The organism is Asaia prunellae JCM 25354, from assembly GCF_000613885.1.
Lineage (GTDB): Bacteria > Pseudomonadota > Alphaproteobacteria > Acetobacterales > Acetobacteraceae > Asaia > Asaia prunellae.
Genome location: NZ_BAJV01000009.1, coordinates 68,966 through 94,036 on the forward strand (window position 1 = coordinate 68,966; position 25,071 = coordinate 94,036).

22 protein-coding genes, 2 tRNA genes and 2 pseudogenes are annotated in these 25,071 nt (G+C 58.0%); 15 read left to right on the forward strand and 11 right to left on the reverse strand.

Annotation, left to right across the window (positions count from 1 at the left end):
- Positions 1-122: 122 nt before the first annotated feature.
- The 4 genes from JCM25354_RS08940 to lysA all read right to left on the reverse strand — a co-directional run bounded on the left by JCM25354_RS08940 (position 123) and on the right by lysA (position 7,453).
- Positions 123-3,092 (reverse strand): TonB-dependent receptor plug domain-containing protein, encoded by a 2,970-nt coding sequence (locus tag JCM25354_RS08940; RefSeq protein ID WP_025885756.1) that lies wholly within the window; start codon positions 3,090-3,092, stop codon positions 123-125.
- 340 nt (positions 3,093-3,432) lie between these two features.
- Positions 3,433-5,145 carry a DUF4175 family protein gene (locus JCM25354_RS23045; protein ID WP_084294701.1) on the reverse strand — a complete coding sequence of 571 codons (1,713 nt, stop codon included), beginning with the start codon at positions 5,143-5,145 and terminating at the stop codon, positions 3,433-3,435.
- Positions 5,046-6,125 carry a DUF4175 family protein gene (locus JCM25354_RS23050; protein WP_159103472.1) on the reverse strand — a complete coding sequence of 360 codons (1,080 nt, stop codon included), beginning with the start codon at positions 6,123-6,125 and terminating at the stop codon, positions 5,046-5,048. The genes JCM25354_RS23045 and JCM25354_RS23050 overlap by 100 nt, the downstream gene beginning before the upstream one ends.
- A gap of 2 nt (positions 6,126-6,127) precedes the next feature.
- A complete protein-coding gene (gene lysA, locus JCM25354_RS08950) occupies positions 6,128-7,453 on the reverse strand; it encodes a diaminopimelate decarboxylase (protein WP_035447231.1) in 1,326 nt (441 codons plus the stop codon).
- A gap of 67 nt (positions 7,454-7,520) precedes the next feature.
- Here lysA and JCM25354_RS08955 point away from each other — a divergent pair, with 67 nt between their 5' ends.
- The 3 genes from JCM25354_RS08955 to JCM25354_RS17855 all read left to right on the forward strand — a co-directional run bounded on the left by JCM25354_RS08955 (position 7,521) and on the right by JCM25354_RS17855 (position 9,026).
- Positions 7,521-7,913 (forward strand): cytidine deaminase, encoded by a 393-nt coding sequence (locus tag JCM25354_RS08955; RefSeq protein WP_025885758.1) that lies wholly within the window; start codon positions 7,521-7,523, stop codon positions 7,911-7,913.
- On the forward strand, positions 7,910-8,662 hold the full coding sequence (locus JCM25354_RS08960; protein WP_243443993.1) for a trypsin-like serine peptidase: 753 nt from the start codon (positions 7,910-7,912) through the stop codon (positions 8,660-8,662). Before JCM25354_RS08955 ends, JCM25354_RS08960 begins: the two co-directional genes overlap by 4 nt.
- Positions 8,663-8,735: 73 nt before the next feature.
- The gene (locus JCM25354_RS17855; protein WP_051537324.1) at positions 8,736-9,026 is read left to right on the forward strand and encodes a response regulator; all 291 of its coding nucleotides are present in this window, start codon (positions 8,736-8,738) and stop codon (positions 9,024-9,026) included.
- Positions 9,027-9,263: 237 nt separating this feature from the next.
- Here JCM25354_RS17855 and JCM25354_RS08970 read toward each other — a convergent pair.
- The 3 genes from JCM25354_RS08970 to JCM25354_RS08980 form a co-directional block, all read right to left on the reverse strand.
- Positions 9,264-9,340: transfer RNA gene (locus tag JCM25354_RS08970), tRNA-Arg, on the reverse strand.
- A 33-nt stretch (positions 9,341-9,373) separates the two neighbouring features.
- A tRNA-Arg gene (locus tag JCM25354_RS08975) sits at positions 9,374-9,450 on the reverse strand.
- Between the two features lie 64 nt (positions 9,451-9,514).
- Positions 9,515-9,871, reverse strand: coding sequence for a hypothetical protein (locus JCM25354_RS08980; RefSeq protein WP_025885760.1), 357 nt, complete (start codon positions 9,869-9,871; stop codon positions 9,515-9,517).
- A 177-nt stretch (positions 9,872-10,048) separates the two neighbouring features.
- Between JCM25354_RS08980 and guaA the strand changes: the two are divergent.
- Together guaA and JCM25354_RS08990 are read left to right on the forward strand one after the other, a co-directional pair.
- Positions 10,049-11,642, forward strand: a pseudogene (guaA, locus tag JCM25354_RS17860) (glutamine-hydrolyzing GMP synthase).
- Between the two features lie 512 nt (positions 11,643-12,154).
- Complete coding sequence (locus tag JCM25354_RS08990) at positions 12,155-12,514, forward strand: ArsC family reductase (protein WP_025885761.1); 360 nt, start codon at positions 12,155-12,157, stop codon at positions 12,512-12,514.
- Between the two features lie 30 nt (positions 12,515-12,544).
- Here the strand turns inward: JCM25354_RS08990 and JCM25354_RS08995 are convergent, their stop codons facing one another.
- Entirely contained in the window at positions 12,545-13,108 is a 564-nt protein-coding gene (locus tag JCM25354_RS08995) for an HNH endonuclease (protein ID WP_025885762.1), read from the reverse strand.
- Between the two features lie 138 nt (positions 13,109-13,246).
- On the opposite strand from JCM25354_RS08995, the gene gluQRS reads away from it, so the two are divergent.
- Positions 13,247-14,059: a tRNA glutamyl-Q(34) synthetase GluQRS gene (gene gluQRS, locus JCM25354_RS17865; protein ID WP_035447184.1), complete on the forward strand. Its 813-nt coding sequence runs from the start codon at positions 13,247-13,249 to the stop codon at positions 14,057-14,059.
- Positions 14,060-14,069: 10 nt separating this feature from the next.
- On the opposite strand, the gene JCM25354_RS21680 is transcribed toward gluQRS, so the two are convergent.
- Both JCM25354_RS21680 and argH read right to left on the reverse strand, forming a co-directional pair.
- Positions 14,070-14,207, reverse strand: a complete 138-nt coding sequence (locus JCM25354_RS21680; RefSeq protein ID WP_199899935.1) for a hypothetical protein — start codon at positions 14,205-14,207, stop codon at positions 14,070-14,072.
- Positions 14,204-15,616 (reverse strand): argininosuccinate lyase, encoded by a 1,413-nt coding sequence (gene argH, locus JCM25354_RS09010; protein WP_243443994.1) that lies wholly within the window; start codon positions 15,614-15,616, stop codon positions 14,204-14,206. Before argH ends, JCM25354_RS21680 begins: the two co-directional genes overlap by 4 nt.
- 73 nt (positions 15,617-15,689) lie before the next feature.
- Here argH and JCM25354_RS09015 point away from each other — a divergent pair, with 73 nt between their 5' ends.
- From JCM25354_RS09015 to JCM25354_RS09055, 9 genes and pseudogenes are all read left to right on the forward strand, one after another.
- Complete coding sequence (locus tag JCM25354_RS09015; protein ID WP_025885764.1) at positions 15,690-16,463, forward strand: N-formylglutamate amidohydrolase; 774 nt, start codon at positions 15,690-15,692, stop codon at positions 16,461-16,463.
- Positions 16,460-17,332, forward strand: a complete 873-nt coding sequence (locus JCM25354_RS09020; protein WP_025885765.1) for a shikimate dehydrogenase — start codon at positions 16,460-16,462, stop codon at positions 17,330-17,332. The genes JCM25354_RS09015 and JCM25354_RS09020 overlap by 4 nt, the downstream gene beginning before the upstream one ends.
- A 78-nt stretch (positions 17,333-17,410) precedes the next feature.
- Positions 17,411-17,943, forward strand: a pseudogene (gene coaE, locus JCM25354_RS17870) (dephospho-CoA kinase).
- Positions 17,940-18,617 carry a DNA polymerase III subunit epsilon gene (dnaQ, locus tag JCM25354_RS09030; protein WP_025885766.1) on the forward strand — a complete coding sequence of 226 codons (678 nt, stop codon included), beginning with the start codon at positions 17,940-17,942 and terminating at the stop codon, positions 18,615-18,617. Before coaE ends, dnaQ begins: the two are co-directional and overlap by 4 nt.
- Positions 18,614-19,513 (forward strand): glycosyltransferase family 9 protein, encoded by a 900-nt coding sequence (locus JCM25354_RS09035; RefSeq protein ID WP_025885767.1) that lies wholly within the window; start codon positions 18,614-18,616, stop codon positions 19,511-19,513. Before dnaQ ends, JCM25354_RS09035 begins: the two co-directional genes overlap by 4 nt.
- A gap of 7 nt (positions 19,514-19,520) precedes the next feature.
- Positions 19,521-20,591 carry a glycosyltransferase gene (locus tag JCM25354_RS09040; protein ID WP_035447186.1) on the forward strand — a complete coding sequence of 357 codons (1,071 nt, stop codon included), beginning with the start codon at positions 19,521-19,523 and terminating at the stop codon, positions 20,589-20,591.
- Between the two features lie 3 nt (positions 20,592-20,594).
- Positions 20,595-22,340 carry an asparagine synthase (glutamine-hydrolyzing) gene (asnB, locus tag JCM25354_RS09045; RefSeq protein ID WP_025885769.1) on the forward strand — a complete coding sequence of 582 codons (1,746 nt, stop codon included), beginning with the start codon at positions 20,595-20,597 and terminating at the stop codon, positions 22,338-22,340.
- A gap of 21 nt (positions 22,341-22,361) precedes the next feature.
- A complete protein-coding gene (locus tag JCM25354_RS09050; protein WP_025885770.1) occupies positions 22,362-23,681 on the forward strand; it encodes a dihydroorotase in 1,320 nt (439 codons plus the stop codon).
- A gap of 55 nt (positions 23,682-23,736) precedes the next feature.
- Complete coding sequence (locus JCM25354_RS09055) at positions 23,737-24,108, forward strand: hypothetical protein (RefSeq protein WP_025885771.1); 372 nt, start codon at positions 23,737-23,739, stop codon at positions 24,106-24,108.
- A gap of 60 nt (positions 24,109-24,168) precedes the next feature.
- On the opposite strand, the gene bla is transcribed toward JCM25354_RS09055, so the two are convergent.
- Positions 24,169-25,068, reverse strand: a complete 900-nt coding sequence (bla, locus tag JCM25354_RS09060) for a class A beta-lactamase (protein WP_148301459.1) — start codon at positions 25,066-25,068, stop codon at positions 24,169-24,171.
- Positions 25,069-25,071 lie beyond the last annotated feature (3 nt).

A 25,071-nucleotide genomic window follows, 5' to 3' on the forward strand; every position in this document is an offset into this window, starting at 1 on the left:
CAGGCACAAGGCGTGGCTTTGCTGTTCGGAAGGCCAGGATAAAAAAGGGGGAAGAAGGATGCGCTCCTTCTTCCCCCTTTTTTTACCGTGTTGCGGGGGAAGAGCCCCCGCACTTTGTCAGATCAGAAGCTCAGACCTGCCTGAAGGAAGATGTAACGGCCGAGATAGAAGCCGTTATAGGTATTGTCAGCCGAGTTTGACGCTGCGTTGAGAACGAAAGGCGGGTTCTTGCCTGCAATGTTCTGCACGCCGCCTTCAAAGTTCCAGCGCTTCCATGCGTAAGCGACGGAGATATCCTGCTGGATCATTGCCGGTGTCTTGATACGCGCATTGGCGGCAGGATTCTCTTCGCTCAGGAAGGCGGAGCCGTCATTCCAGTTCATGCCGCCAATATACTGGAACATGTAGGAAATACGGAACGCATCATGCTGCCATGTGAGCGTTGCGTAGTCACGCACGCGTGGCTGGCCGATGCCGCTCTGATAGAAAAGCGCGCCTGTCTGGTTGAGATATACACCACCCGGCTGCTGCTGCTGCTTGTATTTTACCAGCTGCTGGAAGTTGTTATCGACAATGAAGGCATCGTGACGGGTGATCTTCCAGCGATAGTTCAGATCGAAATCAATGCCGCTGGTCAGCAGGTTACCCAGATTCTGGTCAAGTGCGGAAACGGTGTTGATCTGCCCGTTCGGGAGGCGGTTGATCGCATTGCAGTAGGATTGCACGCCCCCTTCATAGCACTGGTTCAGGATGTACTGGGTCGGAAGCGAATTGATGAGCCCTCCGATCGTATAGTGCCAGTAGGTCACCGAGGCGGCCAGTCCGGGGATCCAGCGCGGCGTCAGGACTGTGCCGAACGTGTAGGTGCGGCCTGTTTCGGGGCGCAGCGCCTTGTTGCCGCCCTGCAGCGTTGGCACCTGGCCGGAATTTGCAGAATTGAAATTCTGTGGATTGGCAACGCCGCCCTTGATGCAGTTGGCGATCAGGGTCGGGCTGGTGGCGTTGGCGCAGGGATCGGATGCCGAAACATAGCTCAGGCCGACGCCGCCATAGAGTTCATAGACGTTCGGCTGACGGAAAGAGGTGCCGATCGTACCACGGAAACGGATGTCGCGCGTGGGTGCCCAGTCGATGCCGGCTTTCCAGTTCTTTGCTGCGCCGAAGGTGTTGTATTCGGAGATACGGCCCTGCGCGTCGATCGAGAGATCTTTCGCGAAATCCACATCCTTGAGCAGCTGGGCGTGACCCTGGAGATAGCCTTCCGTTACGTTGAAGCCACCCGAGGTCGGCTCGACCGTATTGGTGAGCGAGTACCCGCTGACGACCAATGGATCGGGATTGTTCGAAAGCTGTTCGCCACGATGCTCCATGCCCAGCGCCACGCCGAAATCGCCGCCGCCCTTCCAGGGCATATGGAAGACATGGTTGTTATGGATGCGCAGGTTCAGATCGCGCAGCTGGTACATGGTGTGCTGGTACGTGGTGTAATTGGCGTATTGCACAGCACCCGGTGACAGACGCGTAAACGCGTTTGACTGCACGCAGCCTGCAGAGCCAGCGCAGGAATTCGGGTTATAGACAAGTGCCCCGTTCGGATCATTCGGATCAGCATAGGGCTCGAGACCCCATTCCTGAAGCAGCTTGGAATAATCGCCCACGCCCTGGAACTCATTGGTCACCTGGCTGGCACCATAGGTGTAGGACAGGTCATATTTCCAGTCGTGCACGATATCGCCACGCATACCGACCATACCGGTGACGGTGTCGCTGGCATTGTTGTTTGTGCGGGGGCCGAACTCGTTCAGGCGGCGATAGAGCTGAAGGTCTTCACCCGCCGTGTTGCCCGGATAACCGGAAGGCAGAATGATGCTGTTCGGCAACGGTGAGGGAGGAACGCTGCCGGTTGCAGGCTCGGGCGCGAGCTGCGTCTTCGATGTGCGGTGGGCGTAAAGAACATTCGAATATACGTCGAAATGACGGTTGAATTCGTAATGCAGATCACCGGTCAGCGTTGAATCCTGCAGCGCATTTACCAGCCACTGGTTCTGGGCGTAGTTGTAGCGCTTGCTTTTGCTGTAAGGGCTCAGCGAACCATTGTCGAGATTACCGACATAGGTATTCTCACTGCCGAAATAGGTACCACCCGGTGTGGTGATCGACCCCACCTGCAGATTTGAATTGGTCGGGTATGCGCCGATTGCCCCCAGAGGGTAGCGAGACCATGAACGGTCGCGTTGTGTGACGCCGCCCTGTGTCATGTAGCTGCCGCCAAGGGTCAGATTGCCCTTGTCATGATCGAAATTCCAGCCCTTCATGGCCGAGATCATGCCTGTACGGTTATCGCCATGGCCGGTGATGCCGCCACGTATCGAGATGCTGCCCGTATTCAGGTCATGACGCAGCTTGATATTGATAACGCCTGAGACGGCATCGGCACCGTAGAGTTCCGAGCCGCCATCTTTCAGGATCTCGACAGACTGGACCATCTGCACCGGAATGGTGTTGAGGTCGATACAGTTGCTGTTGCCGTTGGGCGTTGTGCGCTTGCCGTCCACGAGAACCAGAACGCGGTTCTGCCCGAGATTGCGGAGATCGACGCAGGATGCACCGGCACCGCTATTGGTGTTGCTGTTTGACGTGCCGCTGGCACCGACGGAGGGCAGACGGGACAGGAAGTCGTTGAGTGTTGTCGCGCCGGTCTGCTGGATCTGCTTTGATGTAACGATCTGTACCGGGTTGGCGCTGGTGTTGTTGGCTGTATTGAGCGCCGATCCCACAACAATCACTTCTTCCGCCTTGCCGCGGGAGTGAAAGGAAAGCGCGTCCGTGCTCGTAACGTTCTGCAGCGCGTTTTGTGAGCGGCTGGGAACCATGGTCGCCGCCGGTGCCGTCTGGGCGCTCAGGGCCGGACCGTTAGCCGTGCTGCGAGCTACGGTATTCCTGTGTTTTACAGCGGATTTGACGGCCTTGCGGTGATGTGTGCTGGCTGATGCTGTCTGCGCCTGGCTGCCTGCTGCGGCTGCCACGGGCGACAGAACAATAACCGCGCCAAGAAGGAGGCGCGCTCGTCCCCGCAATTTAACGGTTTTCATTAATAACTGACCCTCGGAGTGACTTTATGTCACGAGGCTGCGGTTTCTGTCATATCATTGCAAGAGTGTTATCGTTCTGTGACGTTGTATTGCGATTTCGAGACGAAGTATGTTGCAAATTTGCATCATTTCGTATCGCGACCTTTCTCATACAGTCCCGCAGAAACGGGAGCGCCTTTCCGGAAGTGCCGGGTTAAGCCAGTCAAGGCACATAAAAGCTTGAGGCAAGTGCGACCTTTCCAAAGATATCCTCATCAACACAAGCGGATTGATTTCCCGTGCGGGTGAGGCGGTGGGTGCCCTTTTCATAAAGAGGATCGCAGCGCAGGCTTTGATGCTGTCAGTAGGATTTGAGCAGCCGGTCCAGATAATCGAGTTCGCTCTGGGGGCGTGTTCTGTCAGCGTCCCTGCGACGCAATTCGCGTTCAATTTCACGGGCTTTTTCTCGGCTGTCGCTTTCCGGTACCGTGCCATCAGTATCGGCACCAGAATGACCTTTGCCCTGCTTGCGCCCCAGAGGGTCACGATCGGTTTTGCCGCCGCCCTGACCTTCTGAATCCTCATCATCGCTGTCAGCCTGGTTCTGGTCGCCTTTGCCTTTGCCACCCTGTGTATGACCCGAGGTGCCCATTGTTGGAAGCAACGCAAGAGGGCCACCACCATGGTTTTTCCCTTTCTGGGCCTCGCTCATCTGCTGGCCCGTCTCGGCGAGATCCTTGAGGACCTTGCGAATGGCATTTTCCGCCGGGCCATCTTGAACCTTTGCCAGAGCATGACTGGCGTCATGCATGTCCTTGTCGGCCTTGGTCAGCCCTTCCATACTTTTGCCAGTCAGGGATTTGACATCCTCATTGAGCAGTTTTGCGACCATCTGTAGCGCGCGTTGCACAGCATGATCGTCCCGTCGCTGCTCATGTTGGGCCGTGGTCTCAGCGTCAGACAATACCGGGGGAACGACAGGAGAGTTCTGTGCTTCCTCCATATTCGGAGGAGGGGTCATACCCAGTCTCTTCAGCAGTTCTGCAGTCGACATCGTGCTGAGGTCCTGGCCTGAGCCTGTCTCGCTCTGCTGTGCCTCCTTTGCATTGCGTTGTCCCAGACCCAGTCTTGCCTGAACATGGTCAAGCAATGTCGTTTCGCGTCTTATCAGATCGTGCAATGTGGCCTTCTGGGCCTGGGCTCGTGCGCGCGCCTGGAGCTGCTGGGCAATCTGGGCGAGATCCTGCGGTGTTGCGCTTCGCATGCGCTCTACCATCTTTGAAAGGTCTTCCAGGCGCTTCATCGCATCATCGGAATGTCCGCCTGCTGCGTCCGACTGCAATCTGCGCATGAGGCGAGAGACCGGATCCGAGCCGCTGTCCGGAGCTTCACCAATATCAGGGATCACGGTTCCGAGCTGCATGCTGCGTTGCATCAGTGCCTGCATGCGCTGATCGAGGGCTTCACGCAGGCGTTTCATACGCGTAGCCAGTTCCTGTTGCTGCTCTTCGCTATGACCAGCAGCACCAAGCGCGCGCATATGAGCGATCTGATCCTGAACAGCTTTTTGCGCAGCCCGGATTTCAAGATTGGCCTGTGCCGTTTCGCGGTCGGTTAAGCGCAAATCTTCCAGATAGAGTGCTACAGCCCAGCACAGACCAATGACGTTGGTCCTTGCATTCTCTGAATCGGGGTCATCGAGCTGTGCCGCAGCATAGAGCAGAGCGAGGATACTGCCTTTTTCGTTCTGAGGCAGGGTCCAGGCCAGAGCTTTCAGTTCATCGGAAGCCTCAGCAGGGCTCTCACGGTCAAGGCCGAAGCGATGTCTCAGGCTCACAAGAGCCCGTGCCGTCGGGTCGTGGAAAACCCTGCTGGGCAGGGTAAGTTTTTCATCAGGACTTGTGGCCTCGCGCCCGCTCCGGCTTGTTGCGTGAAGACGTATGATCACGCTTTCGCCTGCCCAGAGAGATTCGGTCAGATCAGCATGAAAATCACCTTCAGCTTTTTTGGGCTTATCCTTGAGGGGAATGGGCAGGATAATTTTCGGAAGGTCCGGTTTTGCTGCGAGGGTGATCTGGCTTCAAGATTGGCGACGCCGTGGGCCTGAGCCACTTTCCAGGGAAGAGTGATATCGGTGCCGTCCTTGACGACAGAAGGAGCAGATTTCCAGGCGATCTCCGGTGCGAGATCCGGCTCGATCTGGAAATGCCATTCGCCAACAGTCCGGCCGCGTGAGCGGATCGATACGCGGCCACTATGGGAGAGGCGTGTGACGAAGCTCCAGCTTGCTGGGTCAAGTTGCCTGGCATTGATGTCACTTGTCTCGACGCCGAGCAGGTGCGGACCCGAACGCGCTCCGGTTATGTGAAGAGTAAGTGTCGAATCCTGTGGAATACGGGGAGGGTCATTCCGGTTGGAAAGAAAAACCGGCGCACCAGGTGCATAAGCGGGCAGATCGATCCATGCCTCAAGCTGGGGCAGGGGTACGTCGATATCATCGACACCTGGCAGGAAAGCAGCTTCAAGTCGCGAGGGCGCAGCAGGGCCCGCAAATATGGAGGCGCCGACAAGGGCTGCGGCAAAGACAGTCCAGCCAAGCTTGCGGGAAGCGGTCCAGTCCAGATGCGGCAGTCCCGAACGCAGAGAGCCGATACTGTTGCGCAGGCGTTCCATATGAACCTGCCAAAGCGCCGTTTCCTCACCGTCAGCCGGGTAGTCCTCAAGGGCGGCGAGAGGCTGGTGACGAAGGCCGGACCGGTTTTCGATGCGTCTGTCTATGGCATTGCGCTTCGGGGGAGGCAGACGAGCAAGATTGCGCGCTGCCAGCGCCATTGCGCCTCCGGCAACCCCGGCCAGGAGAAAGGCGTGCAAGGTATCAGGCAGGGACTGGGGCAGCCTGAACAGACCGCTCAACGTATAGCCGCCCATGATACCGAGCGGCCATTGAAGGACTGACCAGGCAGCTTCGATCCATAATACGCGTCTTGCGCGGTGGCGTACGCGCTCTATGCGTTTTTCAAGCATCGGGAGCGAGTGCAGCGCGGACCGGGTCATGCTCATTCAGAGCCCAGCCACTCCGGTAGTGTTTCGTCAGCCCAGAGTGATTCCACACGCTGCCTTGGGCGCACCAGCGCCCATTGCCCGTTTTCAATCATGACCTGAGCGGCAAGCGGTCGGCTGTTATAGGTCGAGCTCATTACTGCACCATAGGCGCCTGTATCGAGCAAGGCGAGTGTATCTCCGGGACGCATGGCCGGAAGAAGACGGTCCTTGCCGAAAACATCGCTCGATTCACAGACAGGACCGACCACGGTCTGGGGTGCTGTCTCTGCATACGCAATATCCGGCGCCAGAGGGATGATTCCATGCCAGGCACCGTAGAGGCTTGGACGGGCAAGATCGTTCATCGCAGCATCGACGATTACAAAGTCCGATACACCTTCGCGCTGGGCTTTGAGATCGATGACAGAGGCAAGAAGTACCCCGGCAGGGGCGGCGATCCAGCGGCCCGGTTCAAGGGCCAGTTTCAGATCAAGCCCGCCGAGTGTCTCGGCGATGGCGCCGGCAAGGGCGGCGGGTGGAGGTGCCAGTTCGTCGCGATATCGTACGCCCAGACCACCACCGCAATCGACCACGCTGACGGTCAGCCCCTGCGCACGCAGGCCGGTGACAAGCTCTGCAATGCGGGCATAGGCGGCCTTGAACGGTGCAGGCGAGAGAATCTGGCTGCCGATATGCGTTGCAAGACCACGCATATCAATACCCGGCAGAGCGCTGGCTTCCTGGTAAAGCAAGGCAGCATCGGCCCAGTCGATGCCAAACTTGTCTCCCAGTCTGCCTGTGCTGATTTTGTCATGGGTTTCAGCATCGATATGAGGATTGACACGCAGCGCGACAGGAGCAGCAAGACCCATCTGGTGAGCTATGTGCGACAGGCGGTTGATTTCCTCGGCGCTTTCGACATTGATCTGGCCAATACCCTCTCGCAATGCCAGTGCAAGTTCCTGATCGGTCTTGCCCACACCGGAAAACACCATGTCTGCGGGAGCAATACCCGCCTGACGGGCCCGCAGGAGTTCGCCGCCGCTGACGACATCGGCACCGCAGCCTTCCTGGCGCAGGACGTTGAGGGTCGCGAGATGGTCATTCGCCTTGAGGGCATAATGCAGGGCAATATTAAGACCACGCTCCGCAAAGGCCTTTCGGAGGTTGCGCGTGCGCCGGCGCAACGTACCGGCACCGGTTACCCAGCACGGGGTACCAACCTGACTTGCAATCGTCTGCAAGGGCACCCCTTCAAACAGAAGGCCATCCTGCGCATCCATATGCAGGGATGGACGCGAAGCGAGAAGGTTCATGATATCAGGGTCGTGGCGTGTCATGCCTGACAGATTACATTTGCAATGATCAGCTTCCAAGCTGGGAATATGCAAGGAGATGGGAATAGTGATGACTGATATGCTGATCCGCGCTGCGCTGGCTGCTCGTGAGAAGGCCTATGCGCCTTATTCGCGCTTCCATGTCGGAGCCGCTTTGCGTTGTGATGATGCGATCTATAGCGGATGCAATGTCGAAAATGCTGCCTATCCGCAAGGAAGCTGCGCCGAAGCCGGAGCAATTTCAGCCATGGTTCTGGCGGGAGGGCGGCAGATTGACGAGATTGTCATTGTCGGAAGTGGTGAAGCAGCCTGTACCCCATGTGGTGGCTGCCGGCAGCGCCTGCGTGAATTTTCTGCATCAGATATGCGCGTGATAATGGTCGATACCAAGGGAGTCATTCTTCTGGAAACGACGCTGGAGGCGCTTCTTCCCTGGTCTTTCGGCCCGGAGAATCTCGCGTGAGCCATATCATGCTGCCATTGCGTGTGCTGCGCCGGGTCTCTTTGGTCTTGCTGATCCTGAATAGTGGCGCTGTCTGGATGGCGCAGGCAGCCCCCGTTGTCCTACCGGGCGTTGGGCAGGGGGCACGTCATGTTATTGATGTTAGTCATGAACCATGGCGCCTCCTTGGGCGGGTCCAGACCGAGCTCGGCGCGCGTTGCACCGGATTCATGGTGGCGCCCTCTGTCATTATGACGGCAGCCCATTGCCTGTGGCGTGCCGAGGTGGCCAATTTCATCCAACCTTCCAGTGTTCATTTCATGCTGGGTTACGATACGGGATCATGGCGCGCTACAGCACGGGCAGTGCGCTTTGTCATTGCTTCTGCCTATGATCCATTTCATCCGTTGCGAACGAGTCAGGCAGATCGTGCCACTGTCATTCTTGATCATCCTCTTGTTACAACCCGGGAACTGCTCCCGATTGTCACAGCAGTTCCGGGAGATTCGGCTATGCTTGCGGGCTATCAGCAGGATCGCAAGGAACTCGCCATGGGTGATCTTGCCTGTCATGTAATTCGTGTACGAGGGCAGTTGGTAGATCATGACTGCGCTGCGACGCGCGGGGTCAGCGGTGCGCCGCTTCTTGTACAAAAGGACGGAAAATGGGGCATCGCCGGTATAGATGTGACAGCCAGGGAAGGGCTGGGAGGAACCGCAGTCGGCTTTGCGAGCGAGTCCGTTTCTGACGAAACTGTTAGAACGAAGTAAGATTCTGTCTTCGAACTAAAACGTATCTGTATCGTTAAAGCAGAACGAATAGTTCACGAAGGGCGTGGCGGTAATGTCTGTAGAGTCTTTTCACGATGCCGGCATATCAGGGGTAGTGCCCAAAGCGCCAACAGTACTTGTTGTCGAGGATCAGTTCCTCCTGCGGGCCTATGTCTCTGACATGATTGCAGAAGCAGGCTATACGGTTCTTTCTGCCGAAAACGCTGATGAGGCACTCTCTATCATAACCGGAAACCCCGACATACGTCTCGTCTTTTCTGATTTTGAAATGCCAAGCACCATGAACGGCTGGATCTTGGCCATCATCTGTTCAGGACAAGGCCTGATGTGGCGTTTGTGCTGACATCGGGTGCGAAAATGAAAGAGAATTTCGCTTTACCCCCGCGCGGCCTGTTTGTTGCAAAGCCCTTTCTGGAGAGTGACGTCTGCTCAGCGCTCGCCCAGCTGGTACATTAGACCTGAGATAACGCTGAATGCCATAGCGGGCTTGTTGATGATTCCCGCAGAAGCAGGACGCAATGAAACGCTGACTGCGCTGATCTGCAATCTGTGGCGAGCGTTCTGTTTTTCTTGTGGAGAATGGCGCACCCGAAAGGACTCGAACCTCTAACCCCCAGATTCGTAGTCTGGTGCTCTATCCAATTGAGCTACGGGTGCGTGGTAATCAGCAGCGTGATTACGATATTGTACTGGCGCACCCGAAAGGACTCGAACCTCTAACCCCCAGATTCGTAGTCTGGTGCTCTATCCAATTGAGCTACGGGTGCGTCGTGGGGCGGGTTCTACTGCGTGTTTCCCGACCCCGCAAGAGGGAAAAAGAATTTTTTTCAATCAATGCTTTGCACGGGTCATGACGATATGGGCGCGACAGGTCGGAGCTCCATAGATTCCGCCGATTGCATTGCCAACGGGATAACCATTGAACACCAGGCTGTAGGGTTTGTGCTGAGCGTCCCTCATATCCAGCTGAGCATGAAAATGCTGTTTGTCCGCCCCACGCATGCCTTTCAGAACCAGAGCATTGTCACCCGGGGTGAAAGTGATGGTGTGTGTGCCGATCTGCAGTGTGGAATTGGAATCAGTGGGGCAGGTGCCCTGATCGGCGACCAGGGCACCGGTCCAGAGCCCGATCGTCCTTGCTCGGAGGCTGAGGGCTGGAGCAGGCCGAAAGCAGAGACACCATGCCAAGGAAAACCCCACAAGTCAGGTGGCGAATACGGGAATGCGACATAACGATCTCGTCCGGATGAAGGAATCATGACATTTAGCGGGGCTCGAACGCGTCGTTTGGGATGACGTTGCCCTGCGAACATTCTATACGATGCCCACAGAATTTGCCCATGCACGACGTGTTGAAAGAGCGCCATGACCGAAACAGCCCCGAAGAACGCCGATAATCTCGATCTTCAGCTTCATGAGGATCGCATTCTGATCCTTGATTTCGGTAGCCAGGTCACACAGCTCATCGCGCGCCGTGTACGTGAAAGCGGCGTCTATTGCGAAATCTGGCCTTTCACGGTGACGGAAGAGAAGATCCGCGGTTTTCACCCGCGCGGCATTATCCTGTCCGGTAGCCCGGCCAGTGTGCATGATGACAATGCTCCCCAGATTCCTGAGGTCGTATTTGACCTCAACGTCCCCGTGCTGGGCATCTGCTATGGTCAGCAGGCCATGTGCGCGCGCTTGGCGGCAAGGTCGAGACGCATGAGCATCGCGAATTCGGTCGCGCCCATATCGAGATTGCCGAAGATTGCGCGCTCTTCCGTGGTGCCTGGTCACGCGGTCATCGTGAACAGGTCTGGATGAGCCATGGCGACCGTGTGACTGCACTGCCGCCCGGCTTTCGCGCTGTCGCCTGGTCTGAAGGAGCGCCTTTCGCGATCATCGCTGATGAAGGCCGTCGCCTTTATGGTGTGCAGTTCCACCCCGAGGTGGTCCATACGCCGCATGGGGCAGCATTGATCAAGAATTTCACGCATGATGTTGCAGGCTGCAAGGGCACCTGGACCATGGCCGGATTTCGCGATCTCGAGATTGCCCGTATCCGCGAACAGGTCGGTTCTGGCCGGGTTATCTGTGGTCTTTCCGGTGGTGTGGACTCCTCTGTTGCGGCCAAGCTGATCCATGACGCCATTGGCGATCAGCTGACATGTATTTTTGTTGATCCGGGCATTCTGCGCTCGGGTGAGGCTGATGAGGTCGTCAAGACTTTCCGTGGCCGCTTCAACATCCGTCTTGTCCATCGTGATGCTTCGGATCTCTTCCTGAACGCGCTGGCGGGCGTGACCGATCCGGAAGTCAAGCGCAAGACAATCGGTCGCTTGTTTATCGAGGTTTTCGAGGAGGAAGCGACCAAGCTTGGGGGCGCCCAGTTCCTTGCACAGGGCACGCTTTATCCTGACGTCATCGAATCGGTCAGTTTTACAGGCGGCCCGTCGGTAACGATCAAGTCGCACCACAATGTCGGTGGTCTGCCCGAGCGCATGAACATGCAGCTTGTCGAGCCGCTGCGTGAACTCTTCAAGGATGAGGTGCGTGCCCTTGGCCGCGAGCTCGGTATTCCTGAAGCAATTGTCGGTCGTCATCCTTTCCCGGGGCCTGGGCTTGCGATCCGCATTCCCGGTGCGATCGATCGTGAGAAGCTGGATCTGCTGCGCAAGGTGGATGCAATCTACCTTGAGGAAATCCGCAATGCCGGACTCTACGATGCCATCTGGCAGGCCTTTGCGGTTCTCCTGCCTGTGCGCACCGTAGGTGTGATGGGCGATGGTCGCACCTACGATCAGGCATGCGCCTGCGTGCCGTGACCAGCACGGACGGAATGACGGCAGAAGTCTATCCCTTCGACTTCGCCTTCCTGAATCGCGTGGCAGGACGCATCGTCAATGAAGTGCGCGGCATCAATCGCGTGACTTACGACATCACCTCCAAGCCGCCTGGCACAATCGAGTGGGAGTAGGATTGTAGGTTTTATAACCGTAGCTTCGGCGCATTGACCCAAAGCGAACGGGATAAATCCCTCTGCTGCCGAGCACATTCGGCAGCGTAAATGCAGCGTAAATATTGAGTCAGGTGATACAGGCTGGAAGTGGTTCTTGCCTGGACTCCGCAAGACCAGGCTCAGGCCCTGAAAATTTAGGTTGTCTTGAGCTGGTTCTGCAGGAGTAGTGGCTGGTCGGTGATGGTCAGGAAACCAATAGAGGCGAGGCGGGCATAGATGCTTGGCCTAAAGCGGTAGAGACGAAGTTTCGGCACTGGCAGGAGGTATTGCATCAGCGCGTGAAGCTGCCGATTTGCTTGATAACGCCCCCCTTTTGCCTAGGCGGAATTTGAAGCAAGCGCATAGGTGGCTAACGCTCACCGTGTATGGCTGACACATGCGCATCAGGGGTTGAGCATTTTTGTTCCGTTTAAGTGGTTTGTGTCAGAAATGATCAGACTACCCAAAGCAGAGTGAGGAAGAGGGGAAACATGACAAGCCAGCCAAATTTATACGGAATTACTACTTGCGACACGGTACGTAAGGCGCGGCGTTGGCTTGAGGGCGAGGGGATTGCCTACGACTATCATGATCTGCGCAAAGACGGACTGAGTGTGGATGATCTGAAGGCCTGGGTGGGTTCTGTCGGATGGGAGGTTTTGCTCAACCGGGCAGGTACGACTTTCCGCAAACTACCGGATGCTGAGAAGCAGATTACAAATGAGGCCGAGGCCGTGGCATTGATGCTGGCGCAGCCCACGGTGATCAAGCGGCCTGTTCTTGTGCTGGGAGAGAAAATTACGATTGGTTTCAAGCCGCTTGTCTACGAAGAGGTCTTTGCGAAGGCCTGAGCGAGATCAAGCTCTCCGTATTCAAAACTCTCAGCCTTCGAGTTCACTATCCCAGTACAAATAATCGCGCCAGCTTTCGTGCAGGTAGTTTGGCGGGAAGCTGCGGCCATTTTCCTGCAGGCGTCTTGTCGAGGGCTGGACCGGTCTGATCCGCGGATGCATGCCGATTTCCGAAGGCAGCTTGGACCCCTTGATCAGATTGCAGGGGCTGCATGCCGTCACGACATTTTCCCAGGTAGTGCGGCCGCCTTTGGCGCGAGGAATGACATGATCAAAGGTCAGCTCATGCGTTGGCAATCGGTCATGGCAGTACTGGCATGAGAAATTGTCGCGCAGAAAGACGTTGAACCGCGTAAAGGCAGGGCGTCTGGCTGTCGGGATATATTCCTTCAGCGCAATGACGCTGGGCACGCGCATCACGCAGCTGGGCGAGTGGACTTCGATATCGTCATATTCACTCAGGACCGAAACACGGTCGAGAAACACCGCCTTGACGCTTTCCTGCCAGGACCAGAGCGACAGCGGAAAGTATGAAAGCGGACGGAAATCCGCATTCAGGACAAGAGCGGGGAAATGCTGGGCGCTGGCAAGCATCGATCGCATCCTCTTTTACAGGGCGGCACGATCGGATTATCTCAAGCGCGACGGGTAACCAGCGCCTATAGATACGCGCCGTCTGTCTCATTAAGGTGACTATTTCAGCTTTCCGTGAACAGGGCAAGCGAAGGTTTGATGACAGGATTCTGCACACGTTTTGCGCCCAGCCCGACCGGTTTCCTGCATCTCGGTCATGTAGCCTCTGCGTGTCACGCGCGTGATAGGGCAGGCGAGACAGGCCGGTTTCTGATCCGGATTGAGGATATTGATCCGCAGCGCTGTCTGCCTCGTTTCGAGCAGTCGCTTCGCGATGATCTGGCTTGGCTCGGTTTTGTCAGTGACGGAGAAATTCTCAGGCAGTCCGACCATCTGCCTTATTATCGTGGCATTCTTGATCGTCTGCGTTGTCAGGGATTGCTTTATGCCTGCACCTGCTCGCGTGCTGATGTCCAGGTGACGGCGCAAGGGCGCGCCCCCGATGGCAGCCTGGTTTACGGTGGCTCCTGTCGGGGGCGTTATCATGCGCCTGATCAACCGCATGTCTGGCGTCTCGACATGCAGGCCGCACTCAGGCTGCTGGGAGGCAGCCCGTCATGGCAGGAGAGTGAGGGCGCGCGGATCAAGGGGCGTGCGGCAGAGTTCGGTGATGTTGTACTGGGGCGGCGCGATAATGGCGTGTCCTACCATCTCTGCGTGACCTGTGATGATGCGCGTCAGGGCGTCACGCTGGTGACGCGTGGCGCCGATCTGTTCGAAGCGACTTCGGTGCATCGTGTCTTGCAGGATCTGCTCGGATTTCCCGAACCGCGTTACGCGCACCATCCTCTGATCATGGATGAGGCGGGTCGGAAACTCTCAAAACGTGATGGTGCAGAGAGTCTGCGGGCCTTGCGCGCTAAAGGCCTTTCCGCGCCAGAATTGATCGCTCTGGCGCGGCAGGTTCTGTAGGCCGGAAATGTTATTCCGGCGGATAGGTATGTGGATAGGTGATGGCGCTCGCCGGACCCGGAGCATGAGGTGCGCCTTTCTTGCCGCAAGCGGTCAGCATGACCGCGCCGAGCAGCGTAAGGCAGAGCAGTCGGGCAGGAAACTTCATGCCGGGTTCCCTTCGAGGCGTGTCAGCCAGGTCTGAGCAGCGCGCGTGACGTTTTCAGGAGCGGTGCCGCCTTCGCTGGTGCGGGAGGCGAGAGAGGAGTCAACGGTCAGTACGTCAAAAATGCTGGCGTCGATCTGGGCTTCAACACTCTGCATCTCTTCGAGTGTTAGATCAGCCAGATCACACCCCTTGGCTTCTGCCATGCCGACAAGACGACCTGTGACGTGATGCGCGGTGCGGAAAGGCAGGCGCGGTACACGTACAAGCCAATCGGCAAGGTCGGTTGCTGTGGCAAAACCGGCACCTGCAAGTGCACGCATCTTGTCGGTATTGGCGGTCATGTCACGGATCATGCCATCCATGGCTGCGAGTGACAGGGTTGCGGCTTCGGTAGCGTCGAAAACCGGTTCCTTGTCTTCCTGCGTGTCCTTGGCATAGGCAAGCGGCAGGCCCTTCATGACCATCAGCAGTCCCATAAAATCACCCGTGATACGACCAACCTTGGCGCGTACAAGTTCGGCAGCGTCGGGGTTCTTCTTCTGCGGCATGATGGATGAGCCGGTCGTGAACCCGTCAGACAGGCGCACGAAGCTGAATGGTGCCGAACACCACAGCACCAGCTCTTCAGACAGGCGTGACAGATGCATGCCCAGAAGGGAAAGTGCCGAGAGATATTCGAGCGCAAAGTCGCGATCCGAGACAGAATCGAGTGAATTGGCGGTGGGGCGGTCAAAACCCAGCTGCGAGGCCGTGAAACGACGGTCGATCGGGAAAGACGTACCAGCCAGCGCCGCCGAGCCCAGAGGGCATTCATTCAGACGTGCACGTGCATCACGCAGGCGGTCGCGGTCGCGCGACAGCATTTCGACATAGGCCAGCAGATGATGACCGAACGTGACAGGCTGCGCGACCTGCAAATGGGTAAAGCCAGGCATGGCATCGGCAGCGTGTTGCAGCGCGCGGGTGGCAAGAGAACGCATGAGCGCGGTAATCTGCCCGCTGATGCCGTCAATGGCATCGCGCACCCAGAGGCGGAAATCTGTTGCGACCTGATCATTGCGCGAGCGCGCCGTGTGCAGGCGCTTGCCGGATTCGCCGATACGCTCTGAAAGGCGCGCCTCGATATTCATATGAATATCCTCGAGGTCCTGCGAGAACTCGAAATCACCTGCCTCGATATCGCGGGCAATGCCGTGCAATCCGTCGCGGATTTCCTGTTCCTCGGCAGCAGTCAGCAGGCCGACGCGCGCCAGCATGGCGGCGTGGGCCAATGAGCCGCGGATATCCTGACGCCATAATTTCCGGTCGAAATCGATCGAGGCATTGATATCGGCCATGATGGCGGCGGGGCCAGCGGCGAAGCGGCCGCCCCATTGCGGGTTGGCCAGTCGGGTTTCGGTCTCGGTCACGGGGTTGTCCATGGCGTAGGGATTATGGTCAAGAGAGACGTAACCTAGTCAGTCAGCATGGTGCGCGCAATTCATGAGCGGTTTTCTGCCTCTTCTCGGTCCCGATGACCCGATGCCCTATCGTATCACGAAAGCGACAGCAGAGGGGCCGTTCGTGCTGGTGAGCGACCATGCGGGGCGCGCCGTACCACAATGTCTCGGTCGTCTCGGGGTATCCGAGGCAGAGTGGGACCGCCATATCGCCTGGGATATCGGCATTCACGGTGTGGGGATCGAATTGTCACGCCTGCTTGGATCCGTTCTGGTCGAGCAGGTCTATTCCCGTCTTGTGATCGACAGCAATCGTGCCCCGGGGCATCCAACATCCATTCCGGCGATTTCCGACCGTACCGAAATCGAGGGTAACAGGGCGCTTTCTTCCGTCTGTCGTGCGCGACGTGAACGGGAGATTCTCCACCCCTATCACGACCGGATTGCGGAAATCCTGCGTGAGAGAAGCGGTCCGACCGCGCTGATTGCCCTGCACAGCTTTACGCCCACCATGAATGGCATGGCTCGACCCTGGCATGTCGGCATATTGCACCATCGCGACACGCGTTCGGCGCACATCATGCTCGATCTGCTTCGTCAGGAGGGCGATCTCTGCGTGGGGGATAATGAACCCTATGTCCTGACCGCCACATCGGATTATACGGTGCCCTATCACGCAGAACGGGCAAATCTTCCCTATCTGGAAATCGAGATCCGTCAGGATCTGATAGAAGACGAAGCAGGACAGCAATCTTGGGCACAGAGACTGGCACGGCTATTGCCGCTTTACTGGAGCGCTATCTCGCAGGGACAATGACCCTCGAAGAGGCCAGGACGGCACTCAGCGCAGTATTTCCCCAAGGTATGCCGAAACTTGCTGGCGTTACAGGCTGGCCGCTGACCTATACGCGTTCACCCATCCTGCATAATTACTGGTGCGCGCGATATGGCATTGACGGGCTCTATCTGCGTCTGCCGCTCTCGCCCGGGTATTTCGAGCGTGGCGTTCGTGCTTTGCAGGCCCTCGGTTTTGCCGGACTGAATGTCACGATTCCACACAAGGAGGCTGCCTTTGCCCTGGTTGACCGGCATGGCCAGTCAGCTTTGCGTGCGGGTGCGGTCAACACCATGGTGTTTCAAGCTGACGGGAAGATCACGGGCGAATGCACGGATGGCTCTGGTTACATCGACTCTCTGTGTGAAGCCGGAGTGGCTCTGCCACGCAAGACACTTGTTCTGGGCGCAGGCGGTGCCTCGCGCGCAGTCTGTGCGGCCTTGCTTGACGCGGGATGCACACTTGCTCTGGCCAATCGCACGAGAAGCCGCGCAGATGCGATCGTTACGGCGCTTGGCGGCGGTGACGTCATCGCATGGGAGGACTGGCCAGCCTATCTTGCTCAGGCTGATCTGCTGGTAAATACGACCTCGCTCGGGATGAAGGGTGAGGACGAATATGACTGGAGCCCTGTTCTTGCGAAGGCTGATGCGAGGCTTGTGGTGTCGGATATCGTCTATATGCCGCTCGAAACGCCGCTTCTTGCCGCGGCGCGTGCACGAGGGCTGCAAGGGATTGATGGGCTCGGCATGCTGATCCACCAGGCCCGGCCCGGTTTTGCTGCATGGTTTGGTTTGTGTCCTGAGGCTGATTCAGCCTTGCGTGACCGTCTTGTCGAAACACTGGACTGACATGATGACGGGGCAGGCATGATCGTACTGGGTCTTACAGGCGGCATGGGCGCTGGCAAGACAAGTGTCGCACGCCTCATGCGCCGTCAGGGCTGGCCTGTTTTTGATGCGGATGCCGATGTTCATCGCCTCCAGTCCAGAGGAGGAAGGGCAGTCGCCGCGATTGCACAACGCTGGCCAGGGGCAGTGAGAAACAATGCCGTGGACCGGGTGGCGTTGCGGGCTGCGGTCATAGGGCATCCGGAAGAAATTGCAGCGCTGGAGGCGATCATCCACCGCTGGTGCGTGAAGATCGTCGCCTTTTCCTGAGATCGATGACGCGGCGCGGGGCGAGGATCTGTGTGCTTGATATTCCGCTTCTGTTCGAAACCGGAGCTGACCAGGATTGCAATATGGTAGTCGTGGTCACTGCACCTTTCGCCGTACGTTTACGTCGTGTGATGAGACGCCGTTCCCTGAGCGAGACGCAGGCGCGCCAGCTTCTGGCACGGCAGATGAATGACCGCGATCGCAACAGGCGGGCCGATCATCTGTTGCGCAACGGGCTCTCGCGGGGTCATACCGCCCGACAGCTGAAACGTCTGATCTCGACTCTGGAGAATACCCGATGAAACGGTCAATCCTTTTTGATACGGAGACCACGGGTCTGGATCCGGCGACAGGCGATCGTGTGATTGAAATTGCTGCGCTGGAACTGATCGATGATCTGCCTACAGGAGAAAGTTTTCACGTCCTGATCAACCCTGAACGTGATGTGCCACCTGAGGCGAGCCGGGTGCATGGCTTCACTCTTGATGACCTGCTCGACAAGCCGAAATTTGCCGAGATTGCAGACGGGTTTCTTGCCTTTATCGGTGAGGATGAAATGATCGCCCACAACGCACCCTTCGATTTTGGTTTCATCAATGCCGAACTGAAGGCCTGCGGCAAACAGCCCCTTGATCGTGCGCGCATGGTCGATACGCTTGAGATGGCCAAGAAGCGCTATCCGGGTCTGCCCAATTCGCTTGATGCATTATGCCGACGCCATGACATCGATCTTTCGGCGCGTACCACTCATAATGCCCTGCTGGACTGCAAACTGCTTTCCGAAGTCTATCTTGAACTCATGGGGGGTCGTCAGCGTGGGCTGGGCCTGGCCGTTTCAGGGAGTGGGGGCGGCGTCGCCACCTATCGCGCCAATCCGAACCGTATTCCGCACCCTATGGCACCACCAGATGAAGAGACGAAGGCGGCACATGAGAAATTCGTAGCCAGCCTCAAGGAGCCGATCTGGCTGCAATGAAACGGATTCTTTTCATCACCGCGAACCGCCTTGGCGATGCGGTCATTTCTTCCGGTGTTCTGGCAGAGCTTGTTCGACGCTATCCAAAGGCGCGGTTCACCATTGCCTGCGGGCCGGTCGCGACCTCTTATTTCGAGGCATGTCCGGCGGTCGAGCGGATTATTGTTGTCAGCAAGAAACGCTATGATCTGCACTGGGCCGATTTGTGGTGGCAATGCGTCGGGCAGTGGTGGTCTCTGGTGGTCGATCTGCGCGGCTCGGGTGTGTCGCTGTTCCTCCCGACCCTGCGGAGACGCATTCTGCGCGGGGGGCGGAGACCGGGCCGGCGCATAGGTCATCTTTCCGGGCTCTTTGCTGACCGGCCTGCTCTTATGCCACAGGCCTGGTCACGTCCTGACCAGAATTCCCTGGCGCGTGAAATCCTGCCGGAGGGTCAGCGTTACTGTGCATTGGCGCCGACGGCCAACTGGGATGGCAAAATCTGGCCTGCCGCAAATTTTGTGGTGCTTGGGCGCGAGATGCAGAAGCGCGGCCTTGTTCCGGTACTTTTTTATGGTCCCGGTGAGGCAGAGCGTGCCCGGGCACAACCTGTCCTTGTGGCCCTTGATCGCGCGATTGATCTTGGTGGTGATGCAGCGCTTGGTCTGGTTACAGCGCTGCTTCGTCGCTGCGCGGTTTTTGTAGGAAATGACTCAGGGCTCATGCATCTCGCGGCGGCGACAGGTGTGCCGACGCTTGGTCTGTTTGGCCCGAGCCGTGCGTCCGAATATGCTCCGGCCGGACCCGATGCTCATTTTCTCGCGGCACCGGGCCCAGAAGGAAAAGCATCCATCGACAGGCTTTCAAGCGAACGCGTGGTGCAGCAAGCTTGTGCGCTCCTGACGGATGAAGGATAGAAAAATCATGAGTCCGGCGCGCCTGCTTCCGTTTTCTCCGTTGCGTATCGCCCATGTCATGGCCGGGGCACCAAGCGGCGGCGCCGAACTATTTTACGAACGCCTCTGTATGGCTCAACATGCAGCCGGGCATGACATAAAAGCCATATTGCGTCGCGATCCGGCCCGCGAAGCGCGCCTCGCCGCCAGAGATGTCAGAACCGAAGTCCTGCGTTTTGGCGGGCGACTGGATCTTTTGACGCCCCCTAGGCTGCGTCGTAGCCTGATGCGGTTCGAACCGCAGGTCGTGATTGCCTGGATGAGCCGTGCAGCACGTATGCTACCGGAAGGGTCATGGCCGATGGCAGGGCGTCTGGGGGGGTATTATGATCTCACCAACTACAGACGCTGCTCCGATCTGATCGGGAATACGCGGGGGCTTGCCCGATGGATGGTCGAACAGGGCTGGCCCGCTGAAAACGTACATTACCTGCCAAATTTCGCCTCCGATCTGGCGTCTGTCGCGCCCGAGCGGCCTGGCTGCCTGGCAGAAGGGCAGAAATTCATTCTCGCTCTCGGAAGGCTGCATCGAAACAAGGCTTTTGATGTTCTGATACGCGCCATGAAAGCCCTGCCCGGTGTGCATCTTGTCATTGCCGGTGAGGGGCCAGAACGCGAAGCGCTGACGGCTCTTGCCGGTAGAGAGGGCGTGTCGGATCGCGTGCATATGCCGGGCTGGGTGCAGGAAAGCGGTGCGTGGCTGAAAGCCTGCGAGCTTCTGGTGTGTCCGTCACGTATCGAGCCATTGGGCAATGTGGTGATTGAGGCGCTCTCTGCCGCGCGTCCGGTCGTGGCCAGCGCTATTCAGGGGCCGGAAGAGGTGTTGTCAGGAACAGAAGACGGGCTTCTGGTGCCCGTGGAGGATCCGGAGGCTCTGGCAGCGGGGATTGGCAGTGTTCTGGACTCTCCTGAACGCGCAGTCACTCTTGCTGTTAATGGCCGGGCGCGTTTCGAGCGGGAATTCTCGGCTCCGACCGTGCTCGCGCGCTGGGATGCTTTCCTGCATGCCATGGCGTCTCGCCAGACCGGAGCCAGCTAGGTCATGTGTGGCATTGCTGGCATGGCGTGTCTGCCCGGGTATCGGCCTGATCCGGAGATCCTCGATCGTATGGCACAGGCTCTGCGCCATCGTGGACCAGATGGTGGGGGACTTCACAGGACTGATACAGCTGCCCTTGTGCATCGACGGCTTTCGATCGTTGACCTCGAGGGAGGCGCCCAGCCGCTGGTCCATGGTGCTGTAGCGCTGGTGGCCAATGGCGAGATCTATAATGACCCCGCCTTGCGTCATGTTCTGGCCGACGCTCCTTTCAGAACGGGGAGCGATTGCGAATCCCCCCTGTTTCTCTGGCCACAACTCGATGCGGGTTACACGTTCGAGCTGCGCGGCATGTATGCGATTGCCTTGCTTGATGAGAGCGGCCCGCAGACGGTTCTTGCGCTGAGTCGTGACCCATTCGGAATCAAACCACTCTATTACGCGCAAATTCAGAGCGGTATTCTTTTTGCGTCGGAGCCTCAGGCGCTTCTGGCGACCGGTCTGGTGCCGCGCACAATCAGGCCGGAAGCCCGCGATCAGCTTTTACAGGTGCAGTTCGTGGCCGGACGGGAGACGATCTATCCCGGGATCATGCGCGTCCTGCCGGGGGAGACCCTGCGTTTTGTCGATGGCGTACTGGAATATGCCAAAAAGCAGCCAGCTGTTCATGGTGCGATCGAAAAATCCCTGACGGAGGAGACGGCACTCGCCCGCCTTGATGCTGCACTCATGGATAGTGTTCAGGCACATGAGCGCGCAGACGTGCCTTTCGGCATGTTCCTCTCCGGTGGCATTGATAGCAGCGCGGTTCTGGCCGCCATGACGCGTCTGGGTAATGGCGCGCCTCTGGCCTGGACGGCGCGGTTTGATACCGGGGGCGTTGATGAGAGTGCACAGGCGGCCGGGCTTGCCCGATCGCTTGGGGCGCAGCATCGGATTCTAACCGTGTCAGAGGCGATGGTCTGGCGGCATCTGCCCGAGATCGTGGCTTGCCTGGATGATCCGGTGGCCGATTATGCCGTTATCCCGAGCTGGTTTCTGGCGCGTGACGCCCGGAAGGATGTGACGGTCATCCTGAGTGGTGAGGGGGGCGATGAGCTGTTCGGTGGCTATGGCCGTTATCGCCGGGCCATGCGCCCCTGGTGGTGTGGAGGTCGGCTCCCCTGGCGCCGGGGGATGATGGACGGGGTTTGCAGGCTTCCGAATGGCCGGAAATGGCGCCAGAACTTTGTGCCCCCGACCGGGGAGACCCGTCTGAAGGCGGTGCAGAGGCTTGATCTGGCAGAATGGCTCCCCAATGACCTTCTGATCAAGCTGGATCGTTGTCTCATGGCGCATGCGATCGAGGGACGCACTCCACTTCTTGACCCTGCTCTGAGCGCCCTTGCATGGTCATTGCCGGATTCACTCAAGATCCGGGGCGGGCAAGGCAAATACCTGCTGCGCCGCTGGGTTGAGAAGAACGTACCCGACGCGATGCCTTTCGCGCCAAAGCAGGGGTTTACCGTACCGGTTGGTGAGTGGATCGCGGCGCAGGGCGACCGGCTTGGCCCGCTTGTCGCCCGGAGCATGGCTTTCAAGGGCGTGATTGCACCCGGGACGATTCTTGCACTCTTTACCCGAGCCGCTGGAAGGCGAGAGCGACATGCCGCCTGGGCACTGCTGTTCTATGCCTTGTGGTACCGCATTCATATCGAGACCGGGTCTTTCGAAGGTGACGTATTCGAAACCCTTGCTGCACGACCTTAGCTTCGAACCGAGGAGAAAACCATGCATTATGATCTGATCATCAGAGGTGGGACCTGCGTTTTTCCCTGGGGGGAAACCAAGGCTGATCTCGGTGTGAAAGACGGGCGCATTGCAAGCCTGGACGTGACCACGCAGGACAGTGCCATTCAGGAAATCAACGCCCAGGGGCTGCATGTCCTCCCCGGCATGATTGATTCGCATGTGCATCTGCGCGATCCCGGCAATGCCGCTATCGAATCCATTGCGACCGGTACAAGGGCGGCTGCGCTTGGAGGCATTACGATGGTGTTTGATATGCCAAACACCTCGCCCTCCATTACCTCGGCACAGACCATTGCCGACAAGCGCCGCACGGTGGCTGAAAATGCCCTGATCGATATGGGGCTTTATGTGGGTGCCACCCGCGCCAATACGCCTGAGCTGGCACAGCTGGAACAGGAAGAAGGCATCTGCGCTATCAAGGTCTTTGCCGGATCGTCTACCGGAGATCTGATGATCGAGGATGATGAGGGCATCGAAGCCGTACTGCGTAGCGGGCATCGTCGCGTGGCGTTCCATTCGGAGGACGAATATCGTCTTCAGGCGCGCAAGCCGCTTTTCGAAACCGGTATGCCGCATGTGAATCACATGATCTGGCGTGATGAGGAATGCGCGTTTCTCGGCACGAGACGCATCACGGCGCTGGCCAGAAAGACAGGCCGCCCCGTTCACATCCTGCATACCTCCACGGCGGAGGAACTCGACTGGCTGGCCGCGCACCGCTCTCATGTCAGCGTTGAGGTGCTCGTCAACCATCTCACGCAGGTCGGACCCGAATGCTACGAAACACTCGGCGCCTATGCGGTCATGAATCCACCCATTCGGGACCAGCGTCATTACGATGCCTGCTGGGCTGCAATCCGTGACGGGCGTGTTGATGTGGTGTCCTCAGACCATGCGCCCCATCCACGCGAAGCCAAGGAAAAGCCGTGGCCTTTATGCCCCGCCGGTCTGACAGGGGTGCAGACGATTCTGCCTGTTATGCTCGATCATGTGAATGCCGGGCGCCTGAGCCTGACCCGTCTGGTTGATCTGATGGCAGCAGGGCCGGCACGTATTTACGGATTGCAGACAAAAGGGCGTCTTGCTGTTGGTTTTGACGCAGATCTCACGCTTGTCGATCTGCGTATGCAGCGCGAGATCCGCAATGACTGGATTGCAAGTCCGGTTGGCTGGACGCCCTTCGACGGTAAAGGTGTCACAGGCTGGCCAGTCGGGACAATCGTGCGGGGCACTGTCGTTATGCGTGATGACGAGATCGTTTCGGGACCGATCGGGCGTCTGGCCCGATTTGCGCCGTAATCATGACGCATATTCCGGCTCTGTCTTTCACCCGTAACCGGCAGTTCGTCCGATCATGAAACGCTTTGTCTTTCTGTTCTTTTCCACCACGCTTGCCAGTGCCTGTCTGACGGCGCCTGTGGCCTTTGCCGATCCACGTGCCAAATGCGGGCAGGAGCCTTCGGCTCCTGCTGTCAGCGCGTCAGATACGGCGCATTACAATGCGAGCGTCGACAAGTTTCAGGCTTATGAAAAAGCCGCCCGAAACTATAACAGCTGTGTCGCTTCGGCAGCACAGAAAGAAGAGCAGGCAATCAGTGAGGAAGCTCGCGATCGTATTGCCAAGATACACGCGGTAAGCACCGGGGTTCAGCAGCGTATTGCCGCGAATTTTAGTCACATGTCGGCTGAACTGACGGCAGCAGGCAAGAAACTTGCCAAGCACTGACTGATTTCCGGGGAGCCGTTTCTGACTAAGGGGGTGGGGGTTACCCCACCCTTTTTCTGTTCAGGCAACCAGCAGTGGTGCAAGCGCACCGATGTCCCTGAATATCTTGCGGAACTGTGTTTCATTCGGTCTGCCTCCCGAAGTGTAGGCGGCGATAATAACTGATTTGCTGCTTGACGCTTCTGGCGACGCAAAGGCGATATCAGCGGCAATATCCTTGCCGTTACTGCCTGTTTTGTCTCCGACGACCCAATCGGAAGGGAAGCCGGCGCGAAGGCGATGCGTCCCGGTTGTGCATTTGGTCATCCATCCCCGCAGGAGGGCCGCTGAGTTGGGGTGTAGCAACGTGCCGTGGATCAGACGGTGCAGCGTACGCGCCATGGCGACGGGCGAGGTGGTATTCGCCTGAGGATCGGCAGAAGGGCGGTTGAGCTCGGGCTCATAGGCATCCAGCCGGGTCACGTCATCGCCGCTCTCACGCCAGAACTTGGTCAGGGTAGAGGGACCGCCGATATGGCGTAGCAGCATATTGGTGCAGACGTTATCGCTCATGGTGACGGCGGCAGCGCAGAGCGCAGCCAGGCTCAGGCTGCCGGCATCACGATTTTTCTGCGCGACCGGTGCCCATTCTGTCCTGAAATCGGAGTCGATGAAAGGCAGGCGATGTGTAAGATCGTCATCATCTCCATCACAGCGGGCAAGCACGCAGGCGGCAAGTGAAGCCTTGAAGCTGCTGCACATCAGAAACCGTTCTTTGCCACGCCATGACAGGGCACTGCCGGTTTCCGGGCAGAAAAGATGGACGCCGATACGTCCACCCGATTTCTGTTCGTAATGACGCGCAATCTCTGCAAGGGTATCCTGACTGCTGGTCTGCGCTGTTGCCAGCTCTGCCGCATATGACGGGCACGTGGCAATCCCGATCAGGGGCAGGCTGACGAGAAAGCGTCTTCTTGCCATCAA

Coding starts and splice junctions, on each gene's coding strand:
- JCM25354_RS09040 (WP_035447186.1), top strand. CDS start 19,521: ATGAGTCCGGCGCGCCTGCTTCCGTTTTCTCCGTTGCGTATCGCCCAT.
- dnaQ (WP_025885766.1), top strand. CDS start 17,940: ATGAAACGGTCAATCCTTTTTGATACGGAGACCACGGGTCTGGATCCG.
- asnB (WP_025885769.1), top strand. CDS start 20,595: ATGTGTGGCATTGCTGGCATGGCGTGTCTGCCCGGGTATCGGCCTGAT.
- JCM25354_RS23050 (WP_159103472.1), bottom strand. CDS start 6,125: ATGACCCGGTCCGCGCTGCACTCGCTCCCGATGCTTGAAAAACGCATA.
- JCM25354_RS08955 (WP_025885758.1), top strand. CDS start 7,521: ATGACTGATATGCTGATCCGCGCTGCGCTGGCTGCTCGTGAGAAGGCC.
- JCM25354_RS09015 (WP_025885764.1), top strand. CDS start 15,690: ATGAGCGGTTTTCTGCCTCTTCTCGGTCCCGATGACCCGATGCCCTAT.
- lysA (WP_035447231.1), bottom strand. CDS start 7,453: ATGACACGCCACGACCCTGATATCATGAACCTTCTCGCTTCGCGTCCA.
- JCM25354_RS09050 (WP_025885770.1), top strand. CDS start 22,362: ATGCATTATGATCTGATCATCAGAGGTGGGACCTGCGTTTTTCCCTGG.
- JCM25354_RS09035 (WP_025885767.1), top strand. CDS start 18,614: ATGAAACGGATTCTTTTCATCACCGCGAACCGCCTTGGCGATGCGGTC.
- JCM25354_RS08990 (WP_025885761.1), top strand. CDS start 12,155: ATGACAAGCCAGCCAAATTTATACGGAATTACTACTTGCGACACGGTA.
- bla (WP_148301459.1), bottom strand. CDS start 25,068: ATGGCAAGAAGACGCTTTCTCGTCAGCCTGCCCCTGATCGGGATTGCC.
- gluQRS (WP_035447184.1), top strand. CDS start 13,247: ATGACAGGATTCTGCACACGTTTTGCGCCCAGCCCGACCGGTTTCCTG.
- JCM25354_RS17855 (WP_051537324.1), top strand. CDS start 8,736: ATGTCTGTAGAGTCTTTTCACGATGCCGGCATATCAGGGGTAGTGCCC.
- JCM25354_RS08940 (WP_025885756.1), bottom strand. CDS start 3,092: ATGAAAACCGTTAAATTGCGGGGACGAGCGCGCCTCCTTCTTGGCGCG.
- JCM25354_RS21680 (WP_199899935.1), bottom strand. CDS start 14,207: ATGAAGTTTCCTGCCCGACTGCTCTGCCTTACGCTGCTCGGCGCGGTC.
- JCM25354_RS09020 (WP_025885765.1), top strand. CDS start 16,460: ATGACCCTCGAAGAGGCCAGGACGGCACTCAGCGCAGTATTTCCCCAA.
- JCM25354_RS08995 (WP_025885762.1), bottom strand. CDS start 13,108: ATGCTTGCCAGCGCCCAGCATTTCCCCGCTCTTGTCCTGAATGCGGAT.
- JCM25354_RS09055 (WP_025885771.1), top strand. CDS start 23,737: ATGAAACGCTTTGTCTTTCTGTTCTTTTCCACCACGCTTGCCAGTGCC.